A 20769-nucleotide genomic window follows, 5' to 3' on the forward strand; every position below is an offset into this window, starting at 1 on the left:
ACAAAACCCCCACTGATTAAAGTTTCACTTTATCATTTTACTTTATAATATAAATTTACAAATTGCCCAAAACGTTTCGTATCCGTTAAAGTTAAATTAATTTCTGGATTCTTTTCTTTAAATAATGGGACACCTGAGCCTAATATATGCGGTGTAATCGTAACAATATATTCATCAATTAGATTATTTTTAAAGAATTCTCTCAGTAGCTCTCCTCCACCAACCATCCATATTTTAGACCCTTCTTGTGCTTTTAACCTTTTTGTAAACTCCACTACATCTTCATTTACAAATTCCACGTTTCCGTCTGAACCTTTTTCTGAACGAGAAAAAACATAACATGCTTTATCTAAGTACGGGAATGTTTCCGTATGCTCTACTACATAATCGTACGTTTTCTTTCCCATAATTATTGTATCAATCGTTTCGTACATTTCTGTATAACCATTATCTCCCTCTCCTTCCGTTTCCATTAACCACTCTAAATCATCATTTTCTTTCGCAATATATCCATCTAAACTCGCCGCTATAAATAAAACTATTTCACGTGACATATCTTTTCCTCCTTGTATCTCATCTTGATAACATATGATGTAAACAATATACTAACAATAAAACATGACAATTTATGTCACGTTAAAAAGAAAAGGTGATACATTTGTCAAAAGCTAAACGCTTATTAGATATTCTTATATTTGCTTCTGCGAAAAAAACATTTACAGCTCAAGAAATAGCTGATGAATTTAATATTTCCGTTCGTACGGTTCATAGATACATTTTAGATTTAAGTGATATGGGGTTGCCCATTTACGCAGAACAAGGTCGTAACGGCGGCTATAAAGTATTAACGAATAGAGTAATTCCGCCTATTTTATTTACGGAAGAAGAAGCAGTCTCTATCTTTTTTGCTTTTCAATCTTTAAGTTACTATCGCGACTTACCTTTTAACACAGAAATCAATTCCGTTACACATAAACTGTATAGCTCCCTACAACATGATGCGAAAGTGAAAGTTGATAAAATACGTTCTTACATCGCTTTTTGGAATCCGAAGCGCACAATTGATACACCTCTTTTAAACGAAGTGTTAACCGCGGCTATTGAAAATAAAAATTTACACTTTCAATACGAATCTAAATCGGGGTTAAAAACAAAACATGTTCATCCTATCGGTGTATATGCTCATGACGGGCTATGGTACTTACCGTCCTATGACTATGGCAGGAAAAAAGTATTACTGTATCGCATCGATCGTATTCTTTCCATATTATCAACGGAAGAAAATGAGGATACATTCATGAATTTAGAAGAGTGGTTTGCCTCTAACTCTAACGTAGTACACATCCCTACTCAGTTACATGTTTTACTGACAACAGAAGGCGTACGCCAATGTAAAAGCGTCCCTTATCTTGAGGAATTCGTTATAATAAACGAGGATGGGACAGGATATATAAATTCAACAATTGATAAAGGAGAAATCAATTTTATTACCCCTTTATTTTATAGACTCGGAAAAAATGCAAAAGTTTTAGAACCGACAGAATTGATAGATGGTTTACGTATACGTGCGAAAGAAATTTTACATATGTATGGAGACGAAAAAAGCTGCTAAATATAAGCAGCTTTTTCGTCGATTTGTTTCTATTATTTTGATTGTTGACGAATATCGAACCACCAACGATTTTTCTCATTCATATTCTCATTGCCACTAAACCCACTGTAACGGAAAGCATCAAGGAAGATTGAATCTAGCTTATCCTCATCTACAAAATAACCTAAGTTAACCTTCACCGTTTGTCCTGGTGTGATACTGCCAATATTGTAAAAGCTTTTCCCTTCTCCGTGAGGTTCTAAATAATCAACTTCGCCCGTCATAATATTTTTTTCTGTAATTCCATCTCTTTCAGCGTAATTCCATACATTCCCCTTACTTTTAAGCACTTGTATGGATGGATGCATATAGATTTCTTCTGTCGCCTGTTTACCTATATTTTTCACTGTTGTTGTCAGGTAGACAAATTTAGGATGAATTAATTTTGATTCTACTAATTGATCAATTGAATCTTTACCATTTCCAACTTTATATTCATCCCGTCTATATGGTATCAATTGTCCAGCTTGATCCAAAGCCTGATTCCTACTTAGTATTCCTAAGCCCAGTTCATTAAAGTTTTCTTGTTTAAAATCTTTGATTGAATCAAAAACTTCAACCTTTTCTATCACATATTCAATTTTGCTGTTATCCATGATAATCGTTACTGGAACTTTTTGTCCTATATGAAATAGTCGTTTACTATCTTTTTTCAAAGGAATCACCTTAGTTTTTTTAGGCTTACTTTCGTCGCTAAAATACTTTTTATCATAATCTGTTATATGTGATGCCTTTTCTTTTGACGTAGGCTCAAGTGAAATACTCCCTAACACATCCACCATTTGTTCTTCATTTATATCGTTTCCAATATAACTTTGTAACATGATCCCTTCTTCCTCAAAGAATAGAAAAACTACCCTGTCCATCATTAAATCTTTGTTACCAGTTTCTCTATGGACAATTACTGCCTTCTTACCATTTATCTCTTTTTCTTCATAACTTTTCGAGTACAGAGTTGGAAAATCTGAATTTCCCCCTACTCTCCAAAGAACGAATGAAAAGCCTCCATTTGCATAGTTATCTTTAAATGAATATTTCATAGCAGAGTCATCAATTGCTTCCATATTTTCTGGCAATTTACCAACCTTCAACTTATACCACTGATCACTCTTTTTCGAATCCTTATTTGTTAAGGAAACATTTACTTCATAATTTTGTTTTTGAACAATCATATTATAGACTTTTACTGCACCAAAAACGGTTGTCGGCATACCAATCAATAAGCAGGCAGCAGCGATTAACATACGATGTCTTTTACTCTTTTTCTGTGGTCGCTCGCCCTTCAGCTTCATTTCCTCCATAAACAGTTTCTTTTTGCGCGTATATGTATGTGAAAATTCATGTTGTTCTTCGGATTTATCAAAATCATCTAAAGCAATTTTTTCAGCAAGTTCATATATTTCTTTGGAGTTCTTTGAATTCGTCATGTTGTATACCTCCTATCATATTTTGGACTCGTTTTCGAGCGCGTTCAAACTGCTTGCGGACATTAGCCTCCGTAATCCCCATTACACTTGAAATTTCTTGATACGTTAAGTTATAGAAGACTTTATACTTAAACACCTGTCTGTTAGATTCATTTAACTCTTTTAGCAATGTATCAATTTGAACCTCAGACATTTTACGTTTTTCCCACTCTTCAATATTTTCATCTACTGCTTCTATTGATTCTCTTTCATATTCTTCTAAAAATGTTTCATGTCGTTTATTTTTCCGGTAACTATCAATCGCCTTGTTTTTCGCGATCCTCAAAATATAGCGTTTAAGCTCTTCAGTGCTCAAGCTATGGAGCTTTTCCAAGTTCTTATAAAGAGTAATAAACGTCTCTTGAACCGTATCTTCAGCCTGTTGAATATTATTTAAAATAGAATAAGCTACATAATAAATTTTTTGTTCATACAACTCATATAGCTCTTCCATCTTTTCATAATCTTTGTTTGTAACTTTCATATAATTCCTCCTCTCACTCTATATAACGAATGAGCACTGTAACTTTGTGACACTGCAAAATCTTTTTATAGATAAAATTTAATAATAGAATAAACAAAAGCCCAATTTCTCTATTTTAACTGAGAAATTGGGCTTTTTAATATTAGAATTTTCCTGACTGTATCTCTAAGAAAAATTCTTTTACACCTTTTCAATATGTATTATTTGCTCTATCGCTTCTTTTAACAAATGCTTTGTCTCTTCAAAGTTATGATTCTGTTTTTCTCCCGATTGTACCATATAAAACTCAGCAAACGGGCGCTCTTTATATCTTGGTACGACATGCATATGGTAATGTGTTAACTCGTTAAATACTCCACCATTTTGACAAACTGTAACTCCATCTGGTTTGTATAATGCCTTAATCGCTTTTGCAATAAGCTTAGAAGCATCCATAACGGATTTTGCTACAACATCATTTAATTCATCTACTTCTACAACATGCTGCTTCGGCACAATTAAAGTATGACCTGGATAGAAAGGTTCATGATCTAAAAAACATGTTACATACTCATCTTCGTATACTCTATATATTTTTTCCTCTTCATTTGCTAATTTACAACCTAAACATTCCATCATACTTTCTCCCTTTATTAAAAACATAAAAACGTGAGAGCCGTATTCTCACGTTTTTATGTTTCATTTTATTAGTTCAATTGTTTCCGTAACCTTTATACTATCTTTTACAGATTGAACAATCGTACAATTTTTCACTGCAAGTTGCAGCGCCTTGTCCAGCTGCTCTTCTGTAATGTTTTCTGCTTTAATTTTATAGTGCAAATGAACACTTTCAACTGGCTTCGATAAAGCTTCACTTCTACCAATTTCAGTTTCGATTGTAAACGTATCATATGTAATACGTTTCTTTTCTAAAATTGTTCGAAAGACAATTGCACTACATCCTGCGATAGAAGAAATGAGTAATTGTAACGGTGAATACCCGTTTTCTTTTCCAATCGCTAATTGACCATACGATAAATCTGCTTCTATATCATCGTGTTTGATTGTTAGTTTCATTTGTTTTTTCCATCTCCACTTTCATCGGTTTCTGCCGTTTCTTACTAATATAATAATATATATAGCAGAAAATGATAAATGGAATACCACAGTATAACGCCATTCTTTGTTCAGGAATAAACGCTAAACTAATAACAACAATGCTATTTGTAATTAAGGCTAAAATCGGGACAATTGGGTATAGTGGTGTTCTATACTTTAAGTCCTCTAACTTTCCTCCACCTTTTATATACTGACTTCTAAAGCGAAGTTGCGATAGAGCAATAATGATCCAACTTGAAACAGCCGATAAACCAGCTATCGATAATAAATACATGTATACTGTATCTTCTGCAAGGAAACTTGTGAATAGAGATAATCCAGCTACCGCAATCGTTACGACTAGCGCTGTAATTGGAATACCACGCTTATTTACTTTCTGGAAGGAAGTTGGTGCCATTCCCTCATTTGCAAGTGACCATAGTATACGCGTCGCTGCATATAATCCAGAGTTCGCTACAGATAATAACGCAGTAATAATAACGAAGTTCATAATATCAGCTGCGTATGGAATACCAATTTTATCAAATACGACTACGAATGGACTTTCAATTACGCCTGCTTCTTTCCAAGAAATTAATCCTACTAAAATCGTCATTGTTAAAATGAAGAATAACATAATGCGCCATACTGTATTACGGATTGCACGTGGAATTGTTTTTTCTGGATTTTCACTTTCTCCCGCTGCAATTCCGATTAACTCTGTTCCTTGGAACGAGAAGTTAACTGTAATCATTGTAAGTAATACGGCAGCTAGTCCATTCGGGAAAAGTCCACCATCGCTTACAAAGTTAGAGAAAAGAGGTGCTGCTTCTTTTCCGTCATATGATATAAATCCTAATAATGCACTACCACCAAGCACAACAAATGCAAGAATTGTAATTACTTTAATACTAGAGAACCAAAATTCTAATTCGGCATAACTTTTCGCCGAAATTGCGTTTGAAGCATATAAAATAACACCGAATACAAGGCACCATACCCAAACATCAACATTTGGAAACCATCTTTTCATCATTAAACCGATTGACGTTAATTCTAGACCCACTGTTACTGCCCAGCCGAGCCAGTATAACCAGCCAATCATAAAGCCCGTTCCTGGTCCAATAAACTTCGTCGCATACTTTTGGAAAGATCCTGAAACCGGCATCGCTACCGTTAACTCTCCAAGACAAAGCATTGTTAAATACATAATAAATCCGCCTACTAAATATGAAAGGATGGCTCCCCCTGGTCCAGCCTGATTAATGGTGTAACCTGAACCTAAGAAGAAACCAGTTCCGATTACACCACCAAGTGCGATCATAAATAAATGTCTACTCTTCATCGTACGATGTAATTTCTCATTCGTTGGTTGCTGCATCTAAATCCTCCCCCTACCATACCCCTATATCCTGTTAAAATTTTCTGATAATAAAAATATACACGAAAGCGATTACATTTTCTATATAAAATTAAAACTTTTCTGATAAAACAATATAAAAATCGAATTATTGCAAGATTTAGATTCTATTTAGAGGAAAATAAGGAGAAACAAGGAAAAAACCCTTACATATATTGTAAGAGTCAACGGAGTTCTAATCTTCTCGATAAAATTGATAAACTATAATTTACGATAAAGTACATACAAGCTACTACTATAAACGTCGGAATCATGTAATTCACATTTTGCCCGCTAATAATTTGAGCATTATGCATAAGCTCAGGGAGTGATATAACAACCGCTAGCGACGTATCCTTCAGCAATGAAATAAATTGACTGACAAGCGGCGGAACCATTCTCCTTAATGCTTGTGGCAAAATAATATGCCAAAGCGCTTGAACATACGTTAATCCCGAAGATCTTGCAGCTTCAACCTGCCCTTTTTCAATAGACAATAGACCACTTCTAACAATTTCAGATATCATTGCTGCCTCAAATATTGTTAAAGCAACAATTGCAGCTGTTATAATTTCTAATTTCAAGCCTGCTTCTGGAAGTGCAAAATACGTGAAAAATATAATTAACAGTAGTGGTAAGTTTCGAATCACTTCAACTATAACTCCTAATACTTGTGAGACGACAGGTATTTTCGTGTAGCGCAATATACCGATTACACTTCCAATAATAAAACTAAGTACAATTGCTATGAGCGCTACCTCTAATGTTATAAGTAATCCTTTTAATAAAAATAGAATATGATCTCCTGTAATTGCTCCCTTGAAATCCATTTACACCGCCTCCTTTGCTAAGCGTTTTTCTAAATAACGCACTAGCATACTGAGCGGAATTGTTAATATTAAATAAAACATCCCGACAAATATATAAACATCAAACGTAACAAACGTCTTCGTTGAAATTAAATCTCCTTGATACATTAAATCAGCACCAGCAATAATTCCAAGTATTGAAGAGTTTTTAACTAAATTGAGAAACTGGTTTCCTAAAGGGGGAATTACAATTTTCACTGCTTGGGGTAAGACAACATAATACATCGCCTGCACATACGTTAGCCCTGAAGAGCGAGCAGCTTCCATCTGCCCTTTCGCAACTGATAAAATACCAGCGCGAATTACTTCTGCAATAAAAGCTGCCGTATATACCGTAAGCGTAACTGTTCCTGCTACAAAACCATTTAAAGTAATTCCTATTACAGGTAAAGCAAAATAGAATATAAATGCAATTAATACAAGTGGAATATTTCTTACAAACTCCACAAAAGCTGATCCTATCCAATTTAAAATGCGAATAGGTGCAATACGCATTACTGCCAAAATTACTCCTAAAATAAAACTACCTATCAATGCAATTACACTAGACATAACTGTATATTTAAACCCTTCTAAATACATATCAATGTTATTCGTTAATATAGAAAAATCAGGCACATATTCTCCCCTCTTTCTTTACAAGAAGAGGATGAGTACTCTCATCCTCTCACTTTTACTATCTACTTTTCTGGTTTTTGTCCAATCCACTTCTCATATAATTTGTCATACTCCCCGCTTGCTTTCATGTCTTTAATTAAAGTATTAATCTCTTTCGTTAAATAATCTGCCCCTTTTTGCACTGCAATTCCATACGGTTCATCTGTGAAAATTTTTCCTACTACTTCATAATTAGAATCTTGTTTTGCCATTCCGTAAAGGATCGCATTATCTGTCGTTAACACATCACCTTTACCTGCCTTTAACGCTGTAAATGCCTCACTATAATTTTCAAACTCTAATACAGTCGCTTCTGGTGACTTTTGACGAATGTTATTTGTAGATGTTGATCCTTTTACAGCTAATACTTTAACGCCTTGTTTTATATCATCGACGCTCTTAATATTGCTTCCTTTTTTCACAAGTAACGATTGTCCTGCTTTAAAATATACATCTGAAAAATCCACTTCTTTTTTGCGTTCTTCCGTAATTGTCATTGTTGCAATAATTGCATCAATATCACCATTTTTCAGCATTGGAATGCGTGTTTTAGACGTTACTTCTTTCAGCTCTAGCTTCTTTTCATCTCCAAGAATCTTTTTCGCCAGTGCCTTGGCGACATCAACATCGAATCCTTCTACCTGCCCTGTTGAAGGATTTTTTAATCCAAATAAATTCGTATCATTCTTCACCCCAACTACTAATTTCCCTCGTTTCTTAATTTGCTCAACAGCCCCGCCTTGCTTCGTATTTGTTTCCTTTGCCTCATCTTTCTTACTTCCGCATCCAGCAACAACAAGCACGAATAAACATGAAAATACGATTAAAGTAAATAACTTTTTCATTTTAAGCATGAAATTCCTCCTCTAATGATTTAGCACCCGACTTAAAAATAAACGGGCTCTTTCTTGTTCAGGGTTTGCAAAAAAGTTCGCCGGTGTTGTATCTTCAATAATTTGGCCATCATCCATAAATAAGATCCTATCTGCTACCTCTCTAGCAAATCCCATTTCATGCGTGACAACGACCATTGTCATCCCTTCTTTAGCCAGTGCTTTCATAACATCAAGTACCTCTCCAATCATCTCTGGATCAAGAGCAGACGTAGGCTCATCGAATAGCATAATTTCCGGCTGCATTGCAAGTCCTCTAGCAATTGCCACCCGTTGCTGTTGTCCTCCGGATAATTGATGTGGATATACGTTAGCCTTCTCAGGGATTCCTACTTTCTCTAAATAAAACATTGCTGTTTTCTCTGCTTCTTCTTTGGAAACTTTATTTACTTTAATCGGTGCTAATGTAATATTTTGAAGAACCGTTTTATGTGGATATAAATAAAAATGTTGAAAGACCATCCCAATATTTCGCCGCAATTCATTCATGTCCGTTTTTTTATTGTGTACCTCTGTATTTTGTACAATTAATTCTCCATCTGTAATTGCCTCTAATTGATTTATACATCGAAGCAATGTACTTTTTCCTGATCCTGAAGGCCCGACAACTACTACCACTTCGCCTTTTTTCACTTGCACATTAATATTTTTCAAAACTTGAAAGTTACCATAATATTTATTTACATTACGAAATTCTATCAACATACTCCCCCTTCCCCTAACAATGCATGTACATTCTTTTTATATTCAAAAATAGTCCCAAAAATAACTTTTAGCTTCAATTTGTCCATAAAAAAAGCAAAGGGTTTCCCCTTTGCTTCTTCATTTTTATTCGATTAAGATACTTCTTCTTTCTTATCTTTCCCGTATTCATGCTCCCAAAAATCAGCATTTTTAATTCCTAATGGCCCTGGATCGAATACTGGATCTTTTCCTTCTTTTTTCTGTTTTTCATAATCCTTTAATGCGACTAATGCAGGTTTTTGTAACAATAAAATCGCAATGATATTTACCCATGCCATAATTCCTACCCCAATGTCGCCTAAAGCCCAAGCCGTTGCTGCTGTTTTTATACAGCCGTAGAATACAGCTCCTAAAAATACAAACTTTAGTACCATGGACATCCAAGGGCGATCTTTATCACGATTTAAGTACGCGATATTCGTTTCTGCAATGTAGTAATACGCCATAATTGTTGTAAACGCGAAGAATAATAACGAGATTGCAACGAAACCATTTCCAAATCCAGGGAAAACAAATTCTACCGCCGCCTGTGTATATCCTGGTCCTGGCTGAGCGCCGTTTAGTTTATTAACGATAAAGTTTTTTCCGCTTGCATCAAATACGTTATACATGCCTGTAATAATCATCATAAATGCTGTTGCTGAACAAACAAATAATGTATCAATGTAAACGGAAAATGCTTGTACTAAACCTTGCTTAGCTGGATGTGATACTTCGGCTGCAGCTGCTGCGTGTGGTCCAGTCCCTTGTCCTGCTTCATTGGAATAAATACCACGTTTTACCCCCCAAGAGATTGCTAAACCGATAATACCACCGAAAGCAGCTTCTAATGCAAATGCACTTCTTATAATTAACATAAATGCTTCTGGCAATTTTTCAATATTCATAGCAACAATGACGCAAGCTACTAAAATATAGCCTATTGCCATAAACGGTACGACAACTTGCGCTACGTTAACAATTCGCTTTACTCCACCGAAAATGATAAGAGCTAATACGACAACTAATATAGCCCCTGATACGGTAGTATTAATACCAAAAGCAGTTTCTAAACTTACAGCAATACTATTTGCTTGTACACCTGGTAGTAAAAGCCCCGTTGCAAGAATTGTCGCTGCAACGAATACTAAAGCATACCATTTCACACCTAAACCTTTTTCAATGTAATAAGCAGGTCCACCACGAAACTGCCCTTGATGTTTCGTCTTATATATTTGCGCGAGTGTTGATTCTACATAAGCTGATCCTGCTCCTAAAAAGGCTACTGCCCACATCCAAAATACAGCTCCTGGTCCACCGAATGCAACCGCTGTTGCTACCCCAGCGATATTCCCTGTTCCAACACGTCCTGATAACGAAAGTGCTAACGCTTGGAATGAAGAAACACCAGCTTCTGATTTTTCCCCTTGAAATGTCAGCTTCACCATTTCTCCTACATGTCTTACTTGTAAAAACTTCGTTCGAATAGAAAAATATAAACCTACTCCTAAACATAAATAAACAAGTGCTGGACTCCAAACAATATTATTTAACCAATTTACGAAAGCTTCCAACATTCCCCCTCCTTTTTTATAAAGAATATTCAGAATATATATAAAATTATAAGTGTATACCGAATCTAGGACAATATTATTTTAATAAAGTAAACATATTTTTGTATAAAAAAACAAAGTATATATTTGTTTTATATACTTTGTTTTGAACTAAATGTATTATATATTCACAATTGCTTCTCTTTTAATAATTCTTTCGTATAGCTCTTCTGATAATTTCAAGAAGTTATCAGGCATATCTTTCCCTTTAAACTTCTTTTGAAGCGTTCCATATAAACCTATATCACGTAAACGTAAAAATAGTGGTAACGATTCATACCAACTATCCGCCAGCCTGTGCTCATACTCATATCCTTTTCGTAACACTTGTAACTGTTTACGAGCAAAATCTGTCTTCTCTTCTGCTGTCCACGGTGTAAATAGAACAGAGTAGTATAAAACCATCGCTAAATCATGTATAAAGTAATTATAAGCAGCATCATCAAAATCAAAGATTGTTAGCTCTTTACCATCATAATGAAAATTGCCTTGATGAATATCACCGTGCATAAGACCGAACGTTTCTCTTTCAACTGGAAGAGCCTTAATTTCATCCATTAATACCGCTGCAATCTCTTTCACTTGACCATCTTCTAATTCATTAACAATTCCACTTTCGTCTTCTTCCCACGTATCACGGTAGTCTGTTTTAGGATAATCCATTGTAAGGCGATGCAGTTGCCCAATCGCTTTTCCCCACGCTTCAAAATAAGCATCTCCCCAATAAGGCGATTCTGCTCCTTTTACTTGCTCACCTTTTGCATATATAAATAAAGAAGCGAAAAAGAAAGTCCCATCCTCTGCTACGATTTCTTCTACGAGATTTCGAGACGTTGAATAAAGAGGTCCTGCTACCTTTGCCCCATTCTCCGCAACATATCGTAAAAAATCTAGTTCAGCCTCTACCTCTTGTTTAGAACGATGAGAAGAATGTGTTAAACGTAATACATAATCTTCATCATTATCACCCTTCGCCTTAAAAATATAATTCTCAAAATCTCCAAGTGGCTTTTCTTCTACTGTTACATGAAACAAATTCGCTGCTCTTTTTAAAATCTCTTTCGTAAAAACACGTTCTACAGCTATTTCCATATATATCCCTCCTATATATCTTCTTAATTCGACACAAATGTTAGAAGTACTGCTATGAAATTGAATAATGCGTGGGCAATCATAGCTGATAAAATAGAATTTGTTTTCTCATATAACCATGCAAATACTACCCCACTCAAAAAATTCACCAGTAATGTGTTATATGTAGGGATATGGACAACGGTAAATATTATGGAACTAATAAACATACCGCCCCACATGCCATATCTATCACGAAAAAATGTATAAAAAACACCTCGATATAAAATCTCTTCATAGATTGGTGATATAATTGCTGCTCCAATTACCGCGATACAGAATGAATAGATTGATTTATCATTTTGGACCGTCTCCGTCTTACTATTCTCAAAGGAAATACCCATTCTCTCCATTATCACTAATACAGCAATACTAGCTACAATTAAGAAAATAACCGCTCCAACTGTCCATAAAAGATCTTTCCATGAAAGCTTCCGAATTCCAATATCTTTCCACGAGAGTTTATATCTTTTGATACAAAAAAGATAAACTACAGTAGTAAATATCACTGCCATTATAAAGCCCATTAATACTCCAGCATATAGTGAGTTACCTATTATTTCTAAAATATATTTATAAAAAAGAGATTCAACAGTTACTGGAACAATAACAAATACAAACATAAATAAATATAAAATTTCTTTCCATCCCCACATATCCCTCAAAGTCATTTATATCATCCCCTATACCCTATTTTCTATAGTATAAAAGATGACGTAACGTAACTTTCAAGCTACTTTGTCAAAAATAATCCAAGCATAAATTTCTCACAAAAAGCAAAAATTAACAGAAGTAACTTTATCTAAAAGAGGTGGAAATTATGACAGAGAAAAAAGAACAACAAGAGAGTACGGGCCCAAAGCATATGTTTCCATCACTTCCGGAAAATATTAATTACATTGAAAATAAGCTATGTCACTCAGATGATATAAAAAAATTAGATGTCCCATTTCAAAACGGAAAAGGAACAATCTTATATATCGAATCTTTAGCAGACCCAAATTTGATTCACCAATTAGCTCTTGAGCCTTTATTAACTCGGTCGGATTTGGCTTTAGATAAAGCTTTTGCCACATTAAATATGAAAAAAGAAACGAATTTAAATTATGGTGTGCAGCTTTTATTACAAGGTAAATCCTTATATTTTCATGAACACGTCGACAGTTTTTTTATTTTCGAAACAGCTTTATCTTTAAAGCGAGATATAGCAGAGCCTGATAATGAAGGGATTGTGCGCGGTCCACATACTGGTTTTGTAGAGGATCTAGCAACTAATTTAGCTTCGATTCGTAAGCTCATAAAAAGTCCAAATATCGTCGTTAAATATTTCACACTTGGTGAAGAAATGCATACGAAAGTGGCAATTGCTTATATGCAAAACATAGCGAATGACGATTTAGTTACAGAAGTAAAAAGAAGGTTAGAAACGATTAAGACAGATGCACTTATGCCTCCAGGATATATACAAGAATTTATAGAGGATACGTCTTTCTCACCATTTCCGCAGCAATTAAATACAGAGCGTCCAGATAGGACCGCTGCAAATTTAATGGAAGGACGAGTTGCTATTTTATCTGATGGAGATCCCACAGCGCTTATCGTTCCTGTTACGTTATTTGCTTTCTATCAATCACCAGACGATTATAATAACCGCTGGATTGTCGGTTCTTTCGTCCGAATGATTCGCTTAGTGAGTTTCTTGATTGCTTTTCTCTTACCAGCTATATATATCGCAACCGTAGCCTTTCATCCTGATGTATTGCCGCTCGAACTTGTGTATACAATTAAAGCTTCATTAGAGAAAGTACCACTTCCTCCTATTTTTGAAGCTCTCTTAATGGAATTAATCTTTGAATTATTACGGGAAGCTGGTATTCGCTTACCAAGCCGAGTTGGACAAACAATCGGTATTGTAGGTGGTTTAGTAATTGGTGATGCAATTGTAAAAGCTGGACTTGTTTCTTATACGATGATTATTGTTGTAGCTTTAACTGCCATCTCATCTTTTCTCGTTCCATCAAACGATATGAGTTCAGCAGTTCGAATTCTTCGTTTTCCATTAATGATTCTTGCTGCTATATTCGGATACGTCGGAATATCATTCGGTCTAATTATAACTTTCGTTCATTTATGTCAATTACATTCATTTCATACGCCATATCTTTCTCCTGTTGCCCCGATGCGGATAAAAGATATGAAAGATTCTTTCGTAAGACTTCCAATTTGGTCGTTTTGGGAACGACCACATGATCCAAAACCGAAAAAAATGCAACGACAACATGTAACGAGAGAGGATGAGGACGGTGACAAACACGCAAAGTAAAATTTCGCTCGTTCAATTTACCTTTTTCGTTATTCAATGCCAAATCGGAGTTGGTATCCTTTCTCTACCTAACCGTCTTCACCCAATAGCAAAAGGAGGTGGATGGATTTCCGCTCTCGTCGCTGGGCTTGCAATTCAACTTATTATTTTACTTATGTGGCTTTTCTTAAAGCGATTTCCTGATGCAGATATGTATGAAAGCGTTTGTATGCTATTTGGTAATAAGTTTGGAAAACTATTAGGTTTTGCTTATGTTTTTTATTTTACGCTTATTGGTATGACGGTTATGTTGAATGCTTGTAATGTCATTAAAGTATGGATATTACAAGCTACTCCTTGGTCTGCCATTCTCATGCTATTTACGATAGCTTGCTGCTATATAGCCTATAATACATTTAAAGTCATCGTACGATTTTATGTCATGGCCTCTATCCTCATTATTCCAATGGCCCTTTTAATTGCCCTAGGGCTTTCCCGAGCTGATTTCTCTTATATTTTTCCCATTACAGAAGCCGGCTGGTGGAATATAATTCAAGCATCCAAGGAAACAATTACAGCCATGTATGGTTTTGAAATCATTCTTATCGCTTTTCCAAAAGTAAATGGCAGTTCTGTCGCAAAACTGAAGGCCATTTCTATCGCTAATGGATTTGTAACACTTTTTTATACTTTTACTGTTTGGATTTGCTTTATCGTATTTAGTCCAAAACAAATTGAGCTTATTCCAGAACCAGTTGCTTACTTATTACGCTCCTTACATATCGGAATTATAGACCGAACTGATTTACTATTTATACCAATTTGGATGATAACTGTTGCAGCTTCTATCGCTAGTTATTATTGCGCTGCTTCAATCGGAATAGGACATATATTCAATCTTGCTAATCATAAAAAAGCTGTTCCAATCATTGGTATTATTGCTTTTAGTGTAGCCTTATTTATAGATACACCTGAAGAATTAAAAGTAATCTCAACTTTCACTGATAAGTTCACCTATATTTTCATAGTTGTCCTTCCTCTTTTATTTCTACTTTATTCTGTGATACGAAATAAGAAAGGAGAACAGTATGTTCAAAAAAAGAGTTAAATTACTTTTTGTATTATGTACTAGTTCCCTCCTTTCTGGATGCTGGGATCAAGAACCATTAAGGGAGGCAAGGTTAGCTTATAGTATTGGATCTGATATTACGGAAGAGAATCAACTCCAGCAAACAATCGAGCTCGTAAAAAGTTCAAGCGGAGAGCAATCTTCATTCGAAAATGAAATACATTCAGCAACGGGGCATAACATAAGGGATACAAGCGATGCCCTAAAAAAAAATGTTACTGGGAATATTCGTTATTTTAAATATGGTGTTCAATTACTAGGAACCAAAATCCTAAAAAAAGGTATATTACCTTTTTTAGATGTCAGCTTTCGGGACCCAACAAACCCAACTGCTTTAGTAAAACTTATTGCAGTAGATGGTGAAACATCCGAGATACTAGAAAAAAAGAAAGTAGGAAATTTACTAATTGGAGATTTTCTAAAGAAAAAAGTGAAAAGCTTAGAAGATATGAGTGTATTTCCAAAAGAAACTTTAGAGACAGCTGCTACAAAAATGTTAGATCCCGGTAAAGACTTTACCCTCCCTTCTATAAAAATAAAAGGAAAAGAAGTAATTACAAACGGTCTAGCTTTATTTAACAATGATAAATTAACTGGGCATTTACCTTTGAAACAATCTGTTTTATTCGTATTATTAACCGGAAAAATGGGAACAAGTGCCCGTATAACCCAGAAGCTTACTAGCGATGAATCAGAGAAAACATCTGATTATTTAACAATGGAAATTAGCAACCGAAAGTTAAAACGAGACTTAAAAATAACAACAGATAAAAAAGGAAATGTTTATGCTCACATTAAGCTCCAACTAAAAGTTATAGCGCTTGAAGCTCCGAGAGATAATCTTTACAAAATGGATGAAAGAAAAAAACTAAATAAAGAATTGTCTAAACAACTTACGAAAGAAGCTAAAAAGATAACGAAAAAGTTACAAAAAGCAAACTGTGATGCTTTCGGTATCGGCAGACACCTTATCGCCTACCACCCTGACTTATGGAAGAAGAAAAATTGGAATAAAGATTATGCAAAAGTAAAATTCAAACCTGAGGTAGAGGTAAACATTTTGTACAGTGGTGTCCTAAAATAAAAGGTTGTATGCCGCATGGGCATACAACCTTTTTATTTCGTATATCGATACACAATTGATTCATATGGTCTTAAGCTAAGTTTTGTAATATCCTTGCTAGCATCTTTATAATTCGACAGTAGTATTTCTTGTTTCATTCCATCTAATTGAACGTGCGCTGGTACAGAGTACGTTATTTCTTCTCCATAGAAGTTATTTATAACAAGCAGCACTTCACTTTCTGTAGTACGAGTATATGCCCAAATCTTAGGATCATTTTTATCCAAAATAGCATATTCTCCTTCTGTAATTACATCATACGTTTTCCTAAGTTCTATTAACTTTTTATAATGATAAAATACGGACTCTTTATCTTCTAATGCCTTCTCTACGTTTATTTCTTTAAAGTTTTCAGCCGCTGAAATCCAAGGTGTACTTGTTGTAAAACCACTGTTCATCTCTTCATTCCACTGCATCGGAGTGCGAGAGTTGTCACGAGATTTTTGCTTTAAAATCCCGATAATCTCTTCTTTTGATAGCCCTTCTTTTAGCTTTATATCGTATATATTTAACGATTCCACATCACGATATTGCTCGATGGACTCAAATTTAGGATCCGTCATACCGATTTCTTCCCCTTGATAAATATAAGGCGTTCCTTGCAGCATGTGCATGGCTGTCGCTAACATTTTTGCAGATTCGTTTCGGTACTTTCCATCATCACCAAAGCGTGACACGATGCGAGGCTGGTCATGATTACACCAAAATAACGCATTCCATCCTCCGCCCTTTTGCATTTCAATTTGCCAGCTAGACATAATCTCTTTTAATTTAATAAAATCAAAATCAGCCTTCGTCCACTTATCACCATTCGGATAATCTACTTTTAAATGATGGAAACTAAACGTCATACTTAATTCATTACGCTCAGGGTTTGAATATTTAATACAATTATCAATTGTCGTAGATGACATTTCTCCAACTGTAATTACATCTTTTCCTGCAAAAACATTTCGGTTCATCTCTTGTAAATATTCATGAACACGCGGACCATCTGTATAATACTTGCGTCCATCACTTGTCGCAGTACTACCTTCATCGTTTAAGAAACATTGGTCTTTTGAAATTAAGTTAATGACATCTAATCGGAATCCTGTTACTCCTTTATCCAGCCAAAAACGCATCATATCATATACTTCTTCACGAAGTTTTTCATTTTCCCAATTTAAATCAGCTTGTGTTTCATCAAATAAATGTAAATAATATTGCTCCGTCTTCTCATCATATTTCCAAGCAGATCCACCAAACTTAGACTGCCAATTATTTTTTTCATCACGCCAAATATAGTAATTACGATATGGACTATTTTTATCTTCCTTCGCTTCTTTAAACCACTTATGTTCAGTCGAACTATGATTTACAACAATATCAAGCATAATTTCAATGTTACGTACTTTCGCTTCTGCTAAAAGTTCTTCAAACTCTTCCATCGTTCCGTAAGATGGATCAATGCTGTAGTAATCACTTACATCATATCCATTATCATTTTGTGGTGATTGGTATATCGGTGTTAACCATATATAATCCACTCCGAGTTCTTTTAAATAATCTAGTTTCTCTGTAACACCTTTTATATCCCCGGTTTCTCTATTGTAATAACTATTAAAGCTCTTCGGATAAATTTGATAGACTACACTTTTATGCCAATCCTTCATGTTTAACTTCCTCCTACTTCTGTTTGACTCTTTTTGCAAATAACCATGTTAAAGTAAATGGGATTACAACTGCAATAATCATTCCTACAATAAACATTGGAATCGATTTCGGAATGATAGAAATAAATGCTGGCAATCCGCCAATTCCGATAGCAGGCGCTAATACACCATTTAATGTAATGAATATCGCTGCCACAGCAGATCCTATAATCGCTGCATAGAACGGGAACTTATTTCGTAAATTCACCCCAAACATCGCTGGTTCTGTAATACCGAAGTATGCTGAAATGGCTGATGTTGATGCCATACTTTTATCATTTTGATTTTTAGAAATCCAGAACATCGCAAGTGCCGCACTACCTTGCGCAATGTTAGAAAGAGCGATCATCGGCCAAATAAATGTCCCGCCATGTTGTGCAATCAATTGTAAATCAATTGCAATAAACATATGATGCATACCTGTAATTACAAGCGGTGCATATAACGCTCCAAATAATACTGCTCCAACTACTGGTACTGTTTCATATACACCTACTAATCCTACTGTTAATAAATCTCCAATATGACGTGTAACCGGACCGATAATTCCTAGTGCTAACACACCTGTCACAACGATTGTTGTAATTGGTACAACTAATAATTGAATTGCATTTGGTACATGTTTCTTTAAGAAAATTTCCACTTTACTTAATACAAATGCTGCTACTAAAACAGGTAAAATTTGTCCTTGATATCCTACCTTCTCAATTTGGAATAGTCCTAAAATATTGAAGTACTCAATCTTTTGACCCTCTAAACCAGTCGCTGCTTTTCCATAGTCCCAAGCGTTTAATAAGGCCGGGTGCACAAGCATTAATCCCATAACAATCCCTAGTATTGGACTACCACCAAAACGCTTCGTTGCTGACCAACCGACAAGTGCTGGTAAGAATACGAATGCTGTATTGGCCATCATATTAATTAAATCCCAAAGCCCGCCTAAGTTCGGATAAACATCTAATAAATTTTTCCCATCAAAAAATAAGTCCTTTGCGCCTAATAGATTGTTAATACCCATTAGTAAACCAGCTGTTACGATCGCTGGTAATATCGGCATAAATACATCCGAAAATATTTTCACAAACTTTTGAGCTGGATTTAACTTCTGATTTCCAGAGTCTTTTACGTCCGCTACAGTCGATTCTTTCATACCTGCAAGCGTTATCAATTCAGCGTAAACACGATCTACATCCCCTGGACCAATTACAATTTGAAATATACCAGCGTTATGAAACGCTCCTTTCACTAATGAAACAGACTGTAATTTATCATTATCTATTTTACTTTCATCTTTTAAAGCGATACGGAGCCTCGTCACACAATGTGCAGCTTGTTCAATATTGTCTTTCCCACCAATATACTGCAACACTTCCTCTGCTGTTTTACGATAGTCTTTCCCCATATTCCCGTCCCTCTTTTCTTTTTTTGATACCGTTTACAATTACATATTAACTCGTATATATAAGTTAGTCAACACTCGTATATACGAGTTTGTGTTTTTTTTATAAAAAAAAGAGATGAAACAATATTTTGTTCCACCTCTTTACTTCCTGCGTGCCACATCCGAAAAGTGAAAAATATCTAAACGGTGGCGTGATTCTGTATATTCAAACTGACTTCCATCATACAAATGTGTAAAGTTTTTCACAACGACAACATAGTCTGTTCCATTTAAATCTAAATACTTTCTGTCATCCTCTGTACATGGCTGTACTTCTATTACCCTCTGTGAATAACTAATATGTAGCCCAAGCTCTTTCTCGATGTATTTATAAATCGATGCAGTTGCAATTTCTTTCGTTAATCCTGGAATAAACTCAGATACAAAATGATTTATATCTAAAATTACTTTTTCTCCATCAATATTTCGTACACGTTTAATATGGTCAATCTCTGTTTTTTCTTTTACATTTAATAATTTCGCAATTTCTTTTGTGGCTTTTTCTTTGTCCATTTCCACAACTTCCGTAATACAATGACGTCCCAAACGTTCATTTTCTTCTTGGAAACTTACAATACCGCCAAAATTAAATTCAATATTTTTTCGCTTTAAAACAAAAACACCTTTTCCATGAATTTTTTGCACATATCCACGCTCTTGCAGTAAATCTACAGCTTTTCTTACCGTGCCTCGGCTTGCCTCATACTGCTTCATTAATTCTGTTTCTGATGGGATTTTGCATCCCTCTTTTAATTGTTTATTATCAATAGATTTACTGATTTCTGTATAAATTTGTTCATACTTACTCATCATCTACAATAGCCCCTTGTCACCTTCTAATTCTATATGTATTATAACATGCTTCACTCTTCTGCCAATCTCTCACTTATTTTCCAGTACAAGAAAAATATAGGTAAATATTTAATCTTTAAAACGTATTTTTATAAAAATTTTTATATTTTTCTTTTCATTCAAAAAAACATGTAGTATACTAACTTCAAAATCAGAGGAGAAAGGGAGCAAAGAACTATGCTTACTTATACAACAACTGTAGTTACATTTGCACAAAAACATCATCATCATACGTAACCCTTGAAACCTAGCGGAAAAATTACGC

Annotated in this window: 20 protein-coding genes; 4 read left to right on the forward strand and 16 right to left on the reverse strand. The window is 34.9% G+C overall.

The window, feature by feature from the left end; genetic code table 11:
* Positions 1-32 precede the first annotated feature (32 nt).
* Positions 33-554, reverse strand: coding sequence for a dihydrofolate reductase family protein (locus ACTFN4_RS25240; RefSeq protein ID WP_000085779.1), 522 nt, complete (start codon positions 552-554; stop codon positions 33-35).
* A 104-nt stretch (positions 555-658) separates the two neighbouring features.
* On the opposite strand from ACTFN4_RS25240, the gene ACTFN4_RS25245 reads away from it, so the two are divergent.
* Positions 659-1612 carry a helix-turn-helix transcriptional regulator gene (locus tag ACTFN4_RS25245; protein WP_000030256.1) on the forward strand — a complete coding sequence of 318 codons (954 nt, stop codon included), beginning with the start codon at positions 659-661 and terminating at the stop codon, positions 1610-1612.
* 32 nt (positions 1613-1644) lie between these two features.
* Here the strand turns inward: ACTFN4_RS25245 and ACTFN4_RS25250 are convergent, their stop codons facing one another.
* The 12 genes from ACTFN4_RS25250 to ACTFN4_RS25305 form a co-directional block, all read right to left on the reverse strand.
* Complete coding sequence (locus ACTFN4_RS25250) at positions 1645-3078, reverse strand: ECF-type sigma factor negative effector (protein ID WP_000185128.1); 1434 nt, start codon at positions 3076-3078, stop codon at positions 1645-1647.
* On the reverse strand, positions 3044-3601 hold the full coding sequence (locus ACTFN4_RS25255; protein ID WP_000869258.1) for an RNA polymerase sigma factor: 558 nt from the start codon (positions 3599-3601) through the stop codon (positions 3044-3046). The genes ACTFN4_RS25250 and ACTFN4_RS25255 overlap by 35 nt, the downstream gene beginning before the upstream one ends.
* 180 nt (positions 3602-3781) lie before the next feature.
* Positions 3782-4219 carry an HIT family protein gene (locus ACTFN4_RS25260; protein ID WP_225989760.1) on the reverse strand — a complete coding sequence of 146 codons (438 nt, stop codon included), beginning with the start codon at positions 4217-4219 and terminating at the stop codon, positions 3782-3784.
* A 60-nt stretch (positions 4220-4279) separates the two neighbouring features.
* Complete coding sequence (locus ACTFN4_RS25265; protein WP_000778831.1) at positions 4280-4657, reverse strand: OsmC family protein; 378 nt, start codon at positions 4655-4657, stop codon at positions 4280-4282.
* Entirely contained in the window at positions 4632-6059 is a 1428-nt protein-coding gene (locus tag ACTFN4_RS25270) for an amino acid permease (RefSeq protein WP_001187097.1), read from the reverse strand. Before ACTFN4_RS25270 ends, ACTFN4_RS25265 begins: the two co-directional genes overlap by 26 nt.
* A 203-nt stretch (positions 6060-6262) precedes the next feature.
* Complete coding sequence (locus ACTFN4_RS25275) at positions 6263-6907, reverse strand: amino acid ABC transporter permease (RefSeq protein WP_000345960.1); 645 nt, start codon at positions 6905-6907, stop codon at positions 6263-6265.
* Positions 6908-7564 (reverse strand): amino acid ABC transporter permease, encoded by a 657-nt coding sequence (locus ACTFN4_RS25280; RefSeq protein WP_001112667.1) that lies wholly within the window; start codon positions 7562-7564, stop codon positions 6908-6910.
* Positions 7565-7626: 62 nt separating this feature from the next.
* Positions 7627-8457, reverse strand: coding sequence for a glutamine ABC transporter substrate-binding protein GlnH (glnH, locus tag ACTFN4_RS25285; RefSeq protein WP_439962950.1), 831 nt, complete (start codon positions 8455-8457; stop codon positions 7627-7629).
* Positions 8458-8469: 12 nt separating this feature from the next.
* Complete coding sequence (locus ACTFN4_RS25290; RefSeq protein ID WP_006917993.1) at positions 8470-9201, reverse strand: amino acid ABC transporter ATP-binding protein; 732 nt, start codon at positions 9199-9201, stop codon at positions 8470-8472.
* 131 nt (positions 9202-9332) lie between these two features.
* A complete protein-coding gene (locus ACTFN4_RS25295; RefSeq protein WP_000387157.1) occupies positions 9333-10793 on the reverse strand; it encodes an alanine/glycine:cation symporter family protein in 1461 nt (486 codons plus the stop codon).
* A 159-nt stretch (positions 10794-10952) separates the two neighbouring features.
* Positions 10953-11924, reverse strand: coding sequence for a phosphotransferase enzyme family protein (locus tag ACTFN4_RS25300; protein ID WP_000401644.1), 972 nt, complete (start codon positions 11922-11924; stop codon positions 10953-10955).
* A 23-nt stretch (positions 11925-11947) separates the two neighbouring features.
* Complete coding sequence (locus tag ACTFN4_RS25305; protein ID WP_088351570.1) at positions 11948-12634, reverse strand: CPBP family intramembrane glutamic endopeptidase; 687 nt, start codon at positions 12632-12634, stop codon at positions 11948-11950.
* Positions 12635-12783: 149 nt separating this feature from the next.
* On the opposite strand from ACTFN4_RS25305, the gene gerKA reads away from it, so the two are divergent.
* Genes gerKA through gerKC form a run of 3 tightly spaced genes read left to right on the forward strand, consistent with a single transcriptional unit; the run spans position 12784 to position 16478 of the window.
* Entirely contained in the window at positions 12784-14286 is a 1503-nt protein-coding gene (gene gerKA / locus ACTFN4_RS25310) for a spore germination protein GerKA (RefSeq protein ID WP_439962951.1), read from the forward strand.
* Positions 14267-15373: a GerAB/ArcD/ProY family transporter gene (locus tag ACTFN4_RS25315; RefSeq protein ID WP_000185798.1), complete on the forward strand. Its 1107-nt coding sequence runs from the start codon at positions 14267-14269 to the stop codon at positions 15371-15373. The genes gerKA and ACTFN4_RS25315 overlap by 20 nt, the downstream gene beginning before the upstream one ends.
* Positions 15354-16478, forward strand: a complete 1125-nt coding sequence (gerKC, locus tag ACTFN4_RS25320) for a spore germination protein GerKC (protein WP_000474042.1) — start codon at positions 15354-15356, stop codon at positions 16476-16478. Before ACTFN4_RS25315 ends, gerKC begins: the two co-directional genes overlap by 20 nt.
* 32 nt (positions 16479-16510) lie before the next feature.
* On the opposite strand, the gene treC is transcribed toward gerKC, so the two are convergent.
* From treC to treR, 3 genes are all read right to left on the reverse strand, one after another.
* A complete protein-coding gene (treC, locus tag ACTFN4_RS25325) occupies positions 16511-18172 on the reverse strand; it encodes an alpha,alpha-phosphotrehalase (RefSeq protein ID WP_000656140.1) in 1662 nt (553 codons plus the stop codon).
* 13 nt (positions 18173-18185) lie between these two features.
* Positions 18186-19613, reverse strand: coding sequence for a PTS system trehalose-specific EIIBC component (gene treP / locus ACTFN4_RS25330; protein ID WP_000513935.1), 1428 nt, complete (start codon positions 19611-19613; stop codon positions 18186-18188).
* Positions 19614-19754: 141 nt separating this feature from the next.
* Positions 19755-20465, reverse strand: a complete 711-nt coding sequence (gene treR, locus ACTFN4_RS25335; RefSeq protein ID WP_000987242.1) for a trehalose operon repressor — start codon at positions 20463-20465, stop codon at positions 19755-19757.
* Positions 20466-20769: the final 304 nt, after the last annotated feature.

The organism is Bacillus cereus group sp. MYBK95-2, assembly GCF_051915225.1.
GTDB classification, from domain to species: domain Bacteria; phylum Bacillota; class Bacilli; order Bacillales; family Bacillaceae_G; genus Bacillus_A; species Bacillus_A cereus.

Bases quoted from the DNA above. Each gene is read 5' to 3' on its own strand.
- ACTFN4_RS25240 (WP_000085779.1), bottom strand. From the start codon at position 554: ATGTCACGTGAAATAGTTTTATTTATAGCGGCGAGTTTAGATGGATAT.
- ACTFN4_RS25250 (WP_000185128.1), bottom strand. From the start codon at position 3,078: ATGACGAATTCAAAGAACTCCAAAGAAATATATGAACTTGCTGAAAAA.
- ACTFN4_RS25255 (WP_000869258.1), bottom strand. From the start codon at position 3,601: ATGAAAGTTACAAACAAAGATTATGAAAAGATGGAAGAGCTATATGAG.
- ACTFN4_RS25260 (WP_225989760.1), bottom strand. From the start codon at position 4,219: ATGATGGAATGTTTAGGTTGTAAATTAGCAAATGAAGAGGAAAAAATA.
- ACTFN4_RS25265 (WP_000778831.1), bottom strand. From the start codon at position 4,657: ATGAAACTAACAATCAAACACGATGATATAGAAGCAGATTTATCGTAT.
- ACTFN4_RS25270 (WP_001187097.1), bottom strand. From the start codon at position 6,059: ATGCAGCAACCAACGAATGAGAAATTACATCGTACGATGAAGAGTAGA.
- ACTFN4_RS25275 (WP_000345960.1), bottom strand. From the start codon at position 6,907: ATGGATTTCAAGGGAGCAATTACAGGAGATCATATTCTATTTTTATTA.
- glnH (WP_439962950.1), bottom strand. From the start codon at position 8,457: ATGCTTAAAATGAAAAAGTTATTTACTTTAATCGTATTTTCATGTTTA.
- ACTFN4_RS25290 (WP_006917993.1), bottom strand. From the start codon at position 9,201: ATGTTGATAGAATTTCGTAATGTAAATAAATATTATGGTAACTTTCAA.
- ACTFN4_RS25300 (WP_000401644.1), bottom strand. From the start codon at position 11,924: ATGGAAATAGCTGTAGAACGTGTTTTTACGAAAGAGATTTTAAAAAGA.
- ACTFN4_RS25305 (WP_088351570.1), bottom strand. From the start codon at position 12,634: ATGACTTTGAGGGATATGTGGGGATGGAAAGAAATTTTATATTTATTT.
- gerKA (WP_439962951.1), top strand. From the start codon at position 12,784: ATGACAGAGAAAAAAGAACAACAAGAGAGTACGGGCCCAAAGCATATG.
- gerKC (WP_000474042.1), top strand. From the start codon at position 15,354: ATGTTCAAAAAAAGAGTTAAATTACTTTTTGTATTATGTACTAGTTCC.
- treC (WP_000656140.1), bottom strand. From the start codon at position 18,172: ATGAAGGATTGGCATAAAAGTGTAGTCTATCAAATTTATCCGAAGAGC.
- treP (WP_000513935.1), bottom strand. From the start codon at position 19,613: ATGGGGAAAGACTATCGTAAAACAGCAGAGGAAGTGTTGCAGTATATT.
- treR (WP_000987242.1), bottom strand. From the start codon at position 20,465: ATGATGAGTAAGTATGAACAAATTTATACAGAAATCAGTAAATCTATT.